The sequence below is a fragment of the Symbiopectobacterium sp. genome (assembly GCF_051710365.1).
Classification (GTDB): domain Bacteria; phylum Pseudomonadota; class Gammaproteobacteria; order Enterobacterales; family Enterobacteriaceae; genus Symbiopectobacterium.
Window position 1 is genome coordinate 1 of sequence record NZ_JBPETA010000091.1, and the last position, 12,611, is coordinate 12,611.

Sequence of the window (12,611 nt, forward strand, 5' to 3'; positions counted from 1 at the left end):
AACGCGCGGCGCCAATCTCACCTGGATCGATTGTAAACAGGGTACGGTGTTCTCTTACCTTTTTACCCAGAATCCCCACGGAGAACGGATGCGCCTGAGCAAGGTATCCGCCGTGCTGCGCCGTTTGCAGGGTATCTACCGCAGCAAAGGGCTGTCATTATCACTCGCAGAGCCGTTTAATTATAACTCGCATGACTACGCGCCACTGAGCACAGCCCACACGCTTGCGGCATGCGTCGCGCTGTACGACGCGGAGTATTTTGTTCCATTGGCTCGCACCTTGTTGGATATCGGTTGGCCGCTGAATGCCGAGATCAAAGACGAACATTTCAACGGCAATATGATCGCCTATCACTTGAACTACGCCAAAGCCGAAGAGGATATCAGCCCGCTGCTCGATAGTCTGCCAGAACCCCTCGATCTCACCAGTGAGATCTCAGGCGATCCGCTACTGTGCGCCATCGGTTCCCGCGTGGCGCTGGAAACCGTCAAACGACTGATCGTCGGTAACGATCCGAATCGCATTATCGGCAGGAAGATCACTGGCAATAGCATCGTTTATGCTGAACAACCGCTGCTAATCTACTCGATGGATCATGTGAGTGGCCACAGTGATAAGATCACACCGGAATACGCGTATGCCGTGTGCAACATGCTGCTGACGGCGGGTGCCGATCCCAACTGTACCGCGACGCGCCGCTTCAAGCCTGAGTTCGATCACCGCAACGGGGTGACGCGGTTAGAAAACAGCGCGCTTGAGTGGGCCATCATGCAGGAGTACTTCGACATCTTTACCCTGCTGCTGGATTACGGTGCCGATCCGGCTCGCCGCACCTGTATCAAGCAGGAACAGTTTGTCCATTTTGCCTGCACCCGTCTGAGCGGCAAACCGGAATCGACCGTGACCCCGTACCTTGATGAGCTGGAACGACGTGGGCTGCTGGACCTTGAAGCGAGGAGCGGCACCGAGGCGACGCCGCTGCTGATGGCGGTGTCCAAATGCCAAACACCGCTGGTGCGTTATTTCCTCGATCATGGCGCAAACCCTAACGCCGTCGGCGGGTTCGATAATTCCGCCGCCTTGCACCGCGCACTGAGCAATTGGGGGTGGGTAAATAAAGTCTCGCGCCGCGAAACCGTAGAGCTGCTGTTAGCGACCGGAGTCGACTGCCACTGGGTCGATCCCGATGGCGACTATCCTTTGATGTGCGCCGCCGGGTACGGGAGCCTGGCCGGGCTAGAGGCGCTCTTGGCGCACGGCGTTGACACCCGTCAGGCGAATGCACAAGGGCGCACCGCTCTGCATGAGGCGGTAGTACGCGCCTACAGTTACGACACCTACCCCGATGACGAAGAGACGGAGGCAGAGCACAGCTTCGATCCGGAACTAAAAGGCGAGATCGTCAAACGCCTGCTTGATCATGGCGCGGATATCAATGCCGCCGATGAGGATGGCGATACGCCGTTGATCTTCGCGCTACGCGCCAACCGGGAATCAATTGTCCACCTGCTGCTGGAGCGCGGCGCCGACGCGCAGCAGCCTGATAAGCTTGGCCGAACGCCGTTGATGCTGGCGCACAATATTGTGCCGCACCCTATTTCGACCTGCTATGGGCACGACAATCCACGTCAAAAATCCGTCACCAGTGCGCCAACAACGGCGACAACCTGCTGCACGCCATCTGCCTACGGCGTCATAGCGACACGGCGGAAGCCCAGTTCAGAACAGCGCTGCTACACGGAGAGATTGCCTATCAGCCTAACGATAGGCGTATCACACCGCTGCACTATGCCTGCTATCTCGGGCATCAGGCCATCGTGACACTCTGCTGTGAGCAAGGGTTTGACGTCAATGCACCTGATGACGGTGAGAATACGCCACTGCATACCGCGTTATTTTTCGATGAAGACGAGGTTGAAGAGGATGAAGTCATCCAGATGGTCACCAGTCTGCTCACCGCGGGCGCTGACCCAAATAGAGCCAATGCCGCCGGGGAAACCCCACTGATGATCGCTTCACGCCGTAATCTGACCGATTGCGTCTCGCTGATGAGCATGATGACGGCAACCGCTCACGGATTCGTCGCGGCTGGGCAGAGGTTATCGTAGTCAGGATGCAGTCCCTCCGTTTTTTAATACCACCGTTGTCATGGTTGCGAATTTCCCCGAGGCATCAGAGTATGCCAAACGACACATAATGATGAAGGACGGTTACCTCACATGAAGCCCCTCAGCGAATAGCGGAAGGCAAGCAGCCAAAACGGGTGCGAAAGCGTTCTGAAAAGCGCGCCCGCGATTGATATCCACAGGCTTCGGCAATACGCGGAATGCTCCAGGCAGTGGTTTGCAACAGCATCATGCCGTGGTGCATACGAATATCGCTGAGGATCGTTTCAAAGCGCTCTTGCTCTGCGGCAAGACGTCGCCGTAGGGTGGCTTCGCTCATCGCCAGCTCTCGGCCAGCTTCGCGTGCGGTCCAGTGACGATGCGGTGCGCGCCCCATCAGCGCTTGCAGACGCGCTACGGTGTCATTGTGCCGTGGTTGGCAGAATACATGACCACGCTCAGCCAAGGCGCTCAGCAGTTCCAGTAACCGGTAGGTAAGCCGCTCATCGCTCACTGGCCTGATCTCGACGCTTTCAATAAGATGCCATAACGTCGATGCCAAATCGTCATCCAATGGCATCACCTGAACAGGCCCAGCAGCGATGCGTTCAACGCCCCCCACAAGAGAAGAGGCCGCTGAGTGACTTTCCAACAGCGCGCTCGCGATTGTCATAAAAACCGAACGGAAACAGCGCTCAGCCCCTCCCGGGGTTTTCACGATGTCCACACAGGAGCCTGCGTCGACCAGCACCAACGCCGGCCGCGCGGCATCGACCAAGACCTCATGCCCCGCGAACGCTAAACGCATCTGCCCTGAAACCACCAGTAACACGGTTGCCTCATGAAACTGGAAACGTGCGGTTTGTTGCGGTTGCCGCAGGCAAGGCTGGGCCAGTGTGCACAAGCCATGTCGCACCACGGGCGAGGACGAGGGCAACCGCCAGCGCTCCCCTCCCTCTCCCGGAAACACCGGCACTGTCAACGCTTGCCCGACGTGGTTCACGCCACAGGCACCGCTGGATTCAAACTGTAAAGCCCAGTCAGGCTGGCTTTCGCCAGTACCGGCGCCGTCGCCAGCGCCGCGCGCACGTTCGCCCCATCCAGCGGTCCGTTCACGGCCAATGCAGGAACCGCCAGTGCGTAAACGGTGAAAATATAGTGATGCACTAACGCATCATTCCACGGTGGGCACGGGCCGTCATAACCGTGATAATCGCCCTTCATCTGTTCATCCCCGGCAAACCAGGCCGTGTAATCATTAATACCGTATCGGCCTTCATCAGGTGCGGCAGGGCCCGATTTTCCACGCGGTGTAACGCCGTTTGAATGCGCCCCCGCCGCAATCTCCGTCACGGTTGGTGGAACATCGAGCAGCAACCAGTGGAAAAAATCGACGCGCGGCAAGGTTGCCGGCACTTCTCGACCTTCCTGATTCACATCATCGCCTTTACTCGGCACATCAGGATCGTGACACACAATCACGAAGGATTGCGTACCCGGTGGAACATCGCGCCAGGCGAGATGCGGGTTACGGTTCGATGATAGCGCAACGTGTGCAGCGCGGTCTGGCACGGCAAACGCGAATTCACCCGGTATCGCCTGACCATCCTGAAAGCTTTGACTGATGAGTTGCATGGAAAACCTCGTCCTGTGGAGTTATGAAATGCCGCCCCGGCCACTATACCGGCGCGCAATAGGATCATAATAGTGGATTTGGTTGTGCCTGAAATGCCTTATCCAATCAATAGACTGCCAAAACCAATCAAAATGATTGGTTTTGGATTAATGTAGGGAAAAGGGGTCTGTCACCACACCTCAGCCAACGTTCGTAAAACGAAATCAGCGCGCGCATTCACGCAGGCTTTAGGCAACATTGACACTCTATACCCCAATGTCGGATAGACATCTTGTAATCGCTCAAATTCAGCTACAGCGGCATCCATACTGTGGCGTCGCTCGCTGTTCTGCTGATAGATCTCAGGCCAGGGGGGAACAAGAAACACGCGTGAGTGATAACGATAGCGTGACGCGAGCGCAGTGAGCACCGGTTCACCGGTTACTGCCTGAAGTGCTGCCGCCGCATCGATTAATCCGCGATCAAAAAATACCCATGACTGACCCTGATCTCTTGTCAGAGCATAGTCATTCGCTGAAAGCGTTATCGCCCGACGTAAAAACGCTTCCATGTTCTTCCACGGCACAGCATCACCGCCCGAAGACATTGCTTCACGCACGATGCGTTGGCCCGGCTCCTCCACAACGGTATAGCCACGTCGGTACAGTTCTACCAGCAGCGTGGTTTTGCCACCGCCAGAACACCCGGAAAGGATAACGAAACGATCCACAGGGCGCCTCATAGGCAATATGAAACATGAAAAAATAATGAAGAAAAACAGAAGATAATGAGAAAAACAGAAGAGAAACTTGGAGCGGGAAACGAGACTCTAACTCGCAACCCCGACCTTGGCAAGGTCGTGCTCTACCAACTGAGCTATTCCCGCAGGAATAACCATCTTCACTCGCACCACAAATTCTGCTGCGGTACGGGGTGCGAATTATACGAGAAATCGTTGCCGCCGCAAGCCCCTTACCGCGAAAAAATGACTGACTGCCAATAAAAACAGCAATTTCGCCATCGGTCGGGCAAAAAACCGCCCGTAACGGCTACAGACGGATAAAATGCTCGCGGTAGTAGGCCAGTTCTGCCACAGAATCACGAATATCGTCCATCGCCTGATGCGTACCCTGTTTTTTCAGCCCGGCCATAATCTCGGGTTTCCAACGGCGTGCCAGCTCTTTCAGCGTGCTAACATCCAGATAGCGGTAGTGAAAATAGGCTTCAAGCGCAGGCATATAACGAAACAGGAAACGGCGATCCTGACCAATGCTGTTGCCGCAAATCGGAGATTTCCCGGCAGGCACCCACTGCTGCAAAAAAGCAATAGTTTCTGCTTCAGCCGCACGTTCATCATAGGCACTGGCTTTGACTCGTTCTGTCAGGTCGCTGGCACCGTGGGTACGCACGTTCCAGTCATCCATCAGCGCTAACTGGGCATCGGATTGGTGTACCGCGATCGTCGGCCCCTCGGCTAACACATTAAGATTGGCATCGGTTACCAGCGTTGCTATTTCAATAATGCGATCCTGTTCCGGGTCCAGCCCCGTCATTTCCAGGTCGATCCAAATAAGATTGTTTTCGCTTACCTGACTATTTTCAACGGACATACATTTACTTCCTTTTCCAACCATCCCCAGAGAAGCGGGAATAACAGGCATCAGTTAATTAAAATCAAATAGCGTGTATTATAGTCTCTTCAGCCATTGTGGGCGATAACCACAGTTCAAGCGAGGCTCAGTGAGCAAAAATAAACTGTCCAAAGGACAGCAACGTCGAGTTACAGCGAACCACCAACGTCGTCTTAAGCACAGAGAAAGCAAAATCGAGTGGGATGACAACCAGTTGGAAGAGCCGCAAGAAGGCATCATTATCAGCCGTTTTGGTATGCATGCGGATGTGGAAGCTCAGGATGGTATTATCCACCGGTGTAATATTCGTCGTACCATCAAATCTCTGGTAACCGGCGATCGCGTAGTGTGGCGTGCTGGTAAAGAGACGCAGGCCGGGATCAGCGGTATCGTTGAGGCGGTGCACCCGCGCGAGTCGGTGCTGACACGCCCGGACTTTTATGACGGCGTTAAACCTATCGCCGCCAATATCGACCAGGTGGTGATCGTTTCCGCGATTTTGCCTGAGCTGTCACTGAACATCATTGACCGCTATCTGGTGGCCTGCGAAACCCTGGAGGTCGCGCCCCTGATTGTGCTTAACAAAATCGACCTGCTGGATGATGAAGGCCGCGCGTTTGTCGATGGGCTGATGGACATTTATCGTGCGCTGCACTATCCGGTCATCATGGTATCAAGCCACACGCAGCAAGGGATGGAGACGCTGGAGCATGCCTTAACGGACAGGATCAGCATTTTTGCCGGCCAATCCGGGGTGGGAAAATCCAGCCTGCTGAACGCATTACTCTACCCTGACGCCGCCAAGATTCTGGTCAACGACGTGTCCGGTCTGGGCCAACACACCACCACGGCGGCCCGGTTGTATCACTTCCCGCACGGTGGCCATGTGATTGATTCCCCCGGCGTGCGTGAATTTGGCTTATGGCATCTGGAGCCGGAGCAGGTCACACAGGGCTTTATCGATTTCCGGCCCTACCTCGGCACCTGTAAATTCCGCGATTGCCGCCACGATAACGATCCCGGTTGTGCACTGCGCGCTGCCGTAGAGCGCGGCGACATAGCCGAAGAACGTTTCGATAACTATCACCGTATTCTGGAGAGCATGGCGCAGGTAAAAACGCGTAAAACCTTCTCTGATTCTGATACGGACCGCTGACTTTTACCGCATCCATCGCTACAATGCGCCCCTTTTTAGATGGGCGCATAAAAACCTAAGAGGCTCACTGTGCTGGATAAACTGAAAATCGCCTTACAATACTGGCTACCGAAAATCGCACTGACGCGGTTAGCAGGCTGGGGTGCAGACAAGCAGGCCGGCAGGCTTACCAAAGGGGTTATCGATCTTTTCGTTCGCTACTACAAAGTGAACATGCAGGAAGCGCAGCACCCGGATACCGCTGCCTACCGGACGTTCAATGACTTTTTCGTGCGCCCGCTGCGTCCGGACGTGCGCCCGATTGATCCGCACGCACACCGCGTGGTGCAGCCTGCTGATGGCGTATTATCGCAAATGGGCCCCATTGTCGACGGTAAGTTGATTCAGGCCAAAGGCCACGACTACTCGCTGGAAGCGCTGCTGGCAAGCAACTACGTGATGGCCGATCGCTTTCGCGATGGCCTGTTCGCCACTACCTACCTCTCGCCGCGCGATTACCACCGTGTGCATATGCCTTGCGACGGCGTGCTGCGTGAAATGATCTACGTACCGGGAGACCTGTTTTCCGTCAATCTGTTTACCGCTGACAACGTACCCAATCTTTTTGCCCGCAACGAGCGCGTTATCTGCCTGTTCGATACCGATTTTGGCCCGATGGTACAAATTCTGGTGGGTGCGACTATTGTCGGCAGCATTGAGACCGTCTGGTCTGGCACCGTGACGCCGCCGCGTGAAGGCATCATCAAGCGTTGGACCTACCCTGCAGCGGGTGAGCAAGGTGCCATCGCCCTGCAAAAAGGCGAGGAAATGGGCCGTTTCAAACTGGGCTCTACGGTAATCAATCTGTTTGCGCCCGATACGCTTCAGTTTGCCGCGCACCTTAATCCGCTGAGTGTTACCCGTGTGGGCGAACCCTTTGCCGAAGCAAAAATGGTGGATTCCACAGAAGAAGCACCCGTTGCCGCAGAATCTGTGCCGGATGCGGCGGACCATGGCGCTGACGCAATGCACCACACGCCTTAAGTAACCTGTATGCCAGCGAACCTGCGTGAGAGAGGGAGAACCATCGTGCGTCAACTCGTGATTTTCTTTGCTGCTGTTCTGCTCTCTGTCACCGCGCTGGCAGCCCCCGTGCCTAACGAGGCGCTGGTGCGCCAACAGTTGGAACAGGCTGAAGCCAATAAAAACACCCCCGATCAGGCTGATATCGTCGAACAGTTTCGTCTTGCGTTAAACATCTTGCAGGAACGCAAAGAATCACTGGCACGCACAGAGCAATATCAACACGTTATTGACGATTTCCCCAAACTGACGCAGGAATTGCGCCGTCTGCTGGCGGCTGAAGAAAATAAAACCACCGCCATTAGCGACAAACTCTCGGTTGTCGATCTGGAGCAAAAAGTGGTGCAAACCAGCAGCCAACTGCTGGATCAATCGCGCCAACTGCAACAGGAACGAGAGCGACTGCGTGGAGTGATCGATTCTCTGGCCCAGTTGCCGAAGCAGCAAACCGAAGCCAGCCGGGTATTAAACGAAATTGATCGTCAAATCAAATCGTTAGGAAATCCGGTCACACCGCTGGTCCAGGCGCAGTTAGTGTTATTGCAAGCCCAGCAGGCGTTGCGCCAAAGCCGGGTTGATGAACTGGAACTGGCTCAGCTTTCCGCCAGTAATCGCCAGGAGCTCTCGCGCTTACGCGTGGAACTCTACCAGTTGCGCCACGATAGGCTGGATCAAAAACTACAAGCATTACGTTCCAGCATCAACAACTTACGCCAGCGTGAAGCGGAGAAAGTGCTCGAACGCACCGAGCAGTTGGTGGAACGCGGTGATGATTTGCCCGCGGTCATCAGCGAACAGCTACAGCTTAACCGCGAACTGTCTCAGGAACTGAATCAGCAGGCACAGCATCTTGATTTGATCGCCTCACAGCAGCGTCAGGCAACCACCCAAACGCAGCAAGTGCGGCAAGCACTCAGCACGTTGCGTGAGCAAGCGCAGTGGATTGGGGCATCTACCGTACTGGGTGAAGCACTGCGCGCGCAGGTGGCGCGCCTGCCGGACATGCCGCAACCGCAACGGCTGGACACCGACATGGCCCAGTTGCGCGTACAACGGTTACGCTATGAAAACCTGCTCAGTGCCGCTCGCACCTCAGAACGCCCGAGACAAGAAAACTGCACGCCCAACAGTAACAGTCAGCAATGCGTGCTTGGCGATCAGATTCGTACCCAGCGTGATTTACTCACATCGCTGATTTCCGGCACCGATGCGCAGATCCTTGAACTGACCAAGCTCAAAGTGGCGACCAGCCAGCTGGAAGAAGCACTGCTGGAAATCCGCGAGGCGGTTCACCGCTATCTGTTCTGGGTTGCCGATGTGAATCCTATTTCCTTCGCCTTCCCTGTACAGGTGGTGCAGGCGCTTTACCATCTGCTCTCGCTGGATACCTTTACTCAGCTTAGCAGCGCCGTCATCATGGTGGTGACCAGCCGGGAAACCGCGTTCCCGCTGATGGCCGTGCTGATTTTAGTCGGCTTCGGCATCAGTTCGCGCCGTCACTACAACGCCTTTTTAGAGCGCGCCAGCAGCCGTATCGGCAAAGTTACCCTCGATCATTTTTCGCTGACGCTGCGTACTCTGTTCTATTCGCTACTGATTGCACTCCCGCTGCCCGTGCTGTGGGCCGCATTGGGGTACGGCTTGCAAAACGCCTGGCCCTACCCCATCGCCGTCGCGATTGGTGACAGCGTGACCGCCACCGTCCCGCTGATGTGGCTGGTGATGGTCAGCGCCTCCTTCGCCCATTCGAATGGGTTGTTTATTGCCCACTTACGCTGGTCACCCGAGCGCGTCGCGCGCGCCATGCGCTACTACCGATTATCGATCGCCTTTATTGTTCCGCTGATCATGGCGATCATCACGTTTGAAAACCTCAACGAACGCGAGTTTTCCAGCACGCTGGGGCGACTGTGCTTTATTTTGCTATGTCTGGCGTTGAGTCTGGTGACCACCAGCCTGAAACGTGCCGGTATTCCGCTCTACCTGAACAAGGAAGGCTCAGGAGAAAACACCATCAACCGTGCGCTGTGGAACCTGATGATCAGTGCGCCCCTGATTGCAGCTCTGGCATCGGGTGTTGGCTATCTGGCCACGTCGAAAGCCTTGCTGGCGCGGTTGGAAACCTCGGTCGCCATCTGGTTCTTCCTGCTGGTGGTGTACCACGTGATACGGCGCTGGATGCTGATCCAACGCCGACGCATCGCGTTTGACAGGGCCAAACAGCGGCGTGCCGAAATATTGGCGCAGCGTGCCCGCGGTGAAGAAGAGTCGGGTATCTTAGTGGAAACCACCTCAGACACCATCGAAGAGCCGGTGGTCGATCTGGATACCATCAGCGCCAAATCGCTGCAACTGGTGCGATCCATTCTGACACTGATCGCACTGGTGTCAGTGATTGTCCTGTGGTCAGAAATCCACTCCGCATTCAGCTTTTTAGAAAACATCAATCTGTGGGAAGTCACCAGTACGGTGAAAGGGGTCGATAAGGTACAGCCGATTACCCTCGGTGCGGTGTTGATCTCGATTCTGATTTTCAGTATCACGACGCAGGTGGTGCGCAACCTGCCCGCGCTGCTTGAGCTGGCATTGCTTCAGCACCTCGATCTCTCCCCCGGTTCTGGCTATGCCATTATCACCGTCAGCAAATACATGCTGATGCTGATTGGCTGCCTGGTGGGGTTCTCGTTTATCGGGATCGAATGGTCACAACTCCAGTGGCTGGTTGCCGCTCTGACCGTAGGCCTTGGCTTTGGTTTGCAGGAGATCTTCGCCAACTTTATTTCCGGCCTGATCATTCTGTTTGAAAAACCGATCCGCATTGGCGACACCGTGACCATTCGCGATCTCACCGGCAGCATTATGCGCATCAATACCCGAGCCACCACAATTACCGATTGGGACAGAAAAGAGATCATCGTGCCCAACAAGGCCTTTATCACCGAACAGTTTATCAACTGGTCGCTGTCGGATTCGGTGACGCGCGTGGTGCTGACCATTCCAGCGCCAGTCGATGCCGATAGCCAAAAAGTGACCGAACTGTTGCTCAATGCGGTGAAACGCTGCCCGTTGGTATTGGAAAACCCGCCGCCTGAAGCCTTTCTGGTGGATTTACGTCAGGGTATCCAGATTTTCGAATTGCGTATCTTTGCCGCAGAAATGGGACACCGCATGCCGCTGCGTCATGAGATTCACCAGCTGATTCTGGAAGCCTACCGTGAGAACAACATGGAGATGCCGTTCCCGCCGTTCCAGGTGCAGATGAGTTTCGTGCGTATTGATGGACGCAGCCCGAGTTCAGCCAATCGGCCGGAAGGTGGGTTGTAACAGGCAGATAGCCTCAGAGAGAACCAAACACGCGGTGCCGTTCCTCCGCGGACCCCGAGGAACGGCGATGTGATGATTACGAACGCCCGACGGTGAAGGCCATCACCTCACCAATGGTTTCCACTTTTAACGCCAGCATAATCAGACGATCCACCCCTAACGCGACGCCAGAACAGGCAGGCATTCCCTGTTTCAACGCCGCCAGCAGATATTCATCAATCGGTTGCTGAGAAAGCCCGTTAGCGGCACGCTTGCGGTTATCCTGCTCAAAACGTTGGCGCTGCTCATCGCTGTCCGTCAATTCGCGAAAACCGTTTGCCAGCTCAATACCTTTGAAATAGGCCTCGAAGCGCTCCGCCACCCGGTAATCCTCAGAGCTGATTTCAGCCAGCGAAGCCTGTGACGCCGGGAAGTGATACACAAAGGCCGGTTTGTCGTGCCCAATGTGCGGTTCCACGCCGAAGGTAAATAGCATTTGCAACAGCGTGTCGCGATCCTCTTCACGGCTGGCGAGATCGCCCATGCCGAGCTTATCCGCCGCTTCTCGCAGTTGCACCTTATCCGCAGAAAGCGGGTCCACGTCAAGATGACGCTGAAAAGCCTGCTGATATGAGAGACGCTCTGCGCTTTCACACTCCAGTACTTGCTGTAATAAATCGTCCACTTCGTCCATCTAGCGAGACATATCGTAGTGGGGGCGATACCACTCGAGCATGGTGAACTCAGGATTATGGTGTCGTCCAGACTCTTCATTACGGAAACTACGGCACAGTTGAAAGACAGGTCCGCTGCCTGCGGCGAGCAAGCGCTTCATATGGTATTCAGGGCTGGTCATCAGGTAGAGCGTCATCCCTTCAGATACGCCAGGTCCGACAAAACGCGTCTGAAACGGGACCATGTGCACATCCGTCACCGTTGCCTGACTCATGGCCGGTGTTTCCACTTCCAATACGCCGCGATCGGAGAAAAATCGCCGAATTTCAGAGACGATGGCTGCACGCTTCAATAAGTTTTCAATGGTGGCGGTGGGCTGCCAGAGTGCGCCTTCGCACATGTTTCTTTACTCCTAACGCAAACAGGGGATGCAGTCTACCCGTATATTCGCCTGCAAACAATTCAACTCCGCTACAATCACGCACTGTCTCTCCCGCTGTTTCTCGTGCTCAGGTTTCCCTCCTGCATAGGCCTTTTGATCCCGATATCCAGAACATTATGTACAATTACCGTGAGTCAGTTCCTTATTAAAGAAATAAAAGTGTTATTTATCCGGCAATAGCGTTAACCATCATGCTGTTATTGCCAAAATCAAAACACAATAAAAAAAACAAAATGCTGGATCACATCAAATTTCACCTACTCATAATTCGGTATAATCATTTCCACACAAAAAATATAGGTTTAGCTATTCTTAATATGTGTCCGCGAATTGCTTTAAATATCGATGAATTACAGAAAGCGTTCGGTGGGAAATAGAGATTAACGAATCGAATATATTATTTTTAATTAACTTTAGTAACTGGAGGAGTGCAGTGCAAACCTTTAATGCCGATTTGGCCATTATCGGGGCCGGGGGCGCTGGTTTACGTGCGGCAATGGCTTTGTTGAATAAATCAGAACTTGTAACGACTGTGCCCCATCGGGTCGATTGTTACGTGATGCGAATACTGTTCGGCATTCCTAATAGCGTGATCCGGTTAAGCGCTTTGACCATCGCCAT

General features: G+C 54.6%; 9 protein-coding genes, 1 tRNA gene and 2 pseudogenes. 5 read left to right on the top strand and 7 right to left on the bottom strand.

Annotated elements, in window-relative coordinates:
- Positions 1-1,822, top strand: a 1,822-nt coding sequence (locus tag ACTBDZ_RS09940) for an ankyrin repeat domain-containing protein (protein ID WP_438815186.1), incomplete at its 5' end; no start/stop codon positions are given.
- On the top strand, positions 1,783-2,109 hold the full coding sequence (locus tag ACTBDZ_RS09945; RefSeq protein WP_438815194.1) for an ankyrin repeat domain-containing protein: 327 nt from the start codon (positions 1,783-1,785) through the stop codon (positions 2,107-2,109). The genes ACTBDZ_RS09940 and ACTBDZ_RS09945, both read left to right, overlap by 40 nt.
- A gap of 121 nt (positions 2,110-2,230) precedes the next feature.
- On the opposite strand, the gene ACTBDZ_RS09950 is transcribed toward ACTBDZ_RS09945, so the two are convergent.
- The 5 genes from ACTBDZ_RS09950 to orn form a co-directional block, all read right to left on the bottom strand.
- Positions 2,231-3,109: a helix-turn-helix transcriptional regulator gene (locus tag ACTBDZ_RS09950; RefSeq protein ID WP_438815187.1), complete on the bottom strand. Its 879-nt coding sequence runs from the start codon at positions 3,107-3,109 to the stop codon at positions 2,231-2,233.
- Positions 3,106-3,741, bottom strand: coding sequence for a YbhB/YbcL family Raf kinase inhibitor-like protein (locus ACTBDZ_RS09955; protein WP_438815188.1), 636 nt, complete (start codon positions 3,739-3,741; stop codon positions 3,106-3,108). Before ACTBDZ_RS09955 ends, ACTBDZ_RS09950 begins: the two co-directional genes overlap by 4 nt.
- 170 nt (positions 3,742-3,911) lie before the next feature.
- Complete coding sequence (locus ACTBDZ_RS09960; RefSeq protein ID WP_438815189.1) at positions 3,912-4,451, bottom strand: AAA family ATPase; 540 nt, start codon at positions 4,449-4,451, stop codon at positions 3,912-3,914.
- 80 nt (positions 4,452-4,531) lie between these two features.
- A tRNA-Gly gene (locus ACTBDZ_RS09965) sits at positions 4,532-4,607 on the bottom strand.
- A gap of 163 nt (positions 4,608-4,770) precedes the next feature.
- Complete coding sequence (orn, locus tag ACTBDZ_RS09970; RefSeq protein WP_438815190.1) at positions 4,771-5,331, bottom strand: oligoribonuclease; 561 nt, start codon at positions 5,329-5,331, stop codon at positions 4,771-4,773.
- Positions 5,332-5,461: 130 nt separating this feature from the next.
- Between orn and rsgA the strand changes: the two genes are divergently transcribed.
- The 3 genes from rsgA to mscM all read left to right on the top strand — a co-directional run bounded on the left by rsgA (position 5,462) and on the right by mscM (position 10,894).
- Positions 5,462-6,508, top strand: coding sequence for a small ribosomal subunit biogenesis GTPase RsgA (rsgA, locus tag ACTBDZ_RS09975; RefSeq protein WP_438815191.1), 1,047 nt, complete (start codon positions 5,462-5,464; stop codon positions 6,506-6,508).
- Between the two features lie 69 nt (positions 6,509-6,577).
- Positions 6,578-7,531, top strand: coding sequence for an archaetidylserine decarboxylase (gene asd, locus ACTBDZ_RS09980; protein WP_438815192.1), 954 nt, complete (start codon positions 6,578-6,580; stop codon positions 7,529-7,531).
- 45 nt (positions 7,532-7,576) lie between these two features.
- A complete protein-coding gene (gene mscM / locus ACTBDZ_RS09985; RefSeq protein WP_438815193.1) occupies positions 7,577-10,894 on the top strand; it encodes a miniconductance mechanosensitive channel MscM in 3,318 nt (1,105 codons plus the stop codon).
- Between the two features lie 76 nt (positions 10,895-10,970).
- Here mscM and epmA read toward each other — a convergent pair.
- Together epmA and ACTBDZ_RS09995 are read right to left on the bottom strand one after the other, a co-directional pair.
- Positions 10,971-11,948 (bottom strand): annotated as a pseudogene (epmA, locus tag ACTBDZ_RS09990) (elongation factor P--(R)-beta-lysine ligase).
- 594 nt (positions 11,949-12,542) lie between these two features.
- A pseudogene (locus ACTBDZ_RS09995) lies at positions 12,543-12,611 on the bottom strand (surface-adhesin E family protein); the annotation flags it as partial.

Excerpts from the sequence above, each read along its gene's own strand:
- ACTBDZ_RS09955 (WP_438815188.1), bottom strand. The coding sequence starts at position 3,741 with ATGCAACTCATCAGTCAAAGCTTTCAGGATGGTCAGGCGATACCGGGT.
- orn (WP_438815190.1), bottom strand. The coding sequence starts at position 5,331 with ATGTCCGTTGAAAATAGTCAGGTAAGCGAAAACAATCTTATTTGGATC.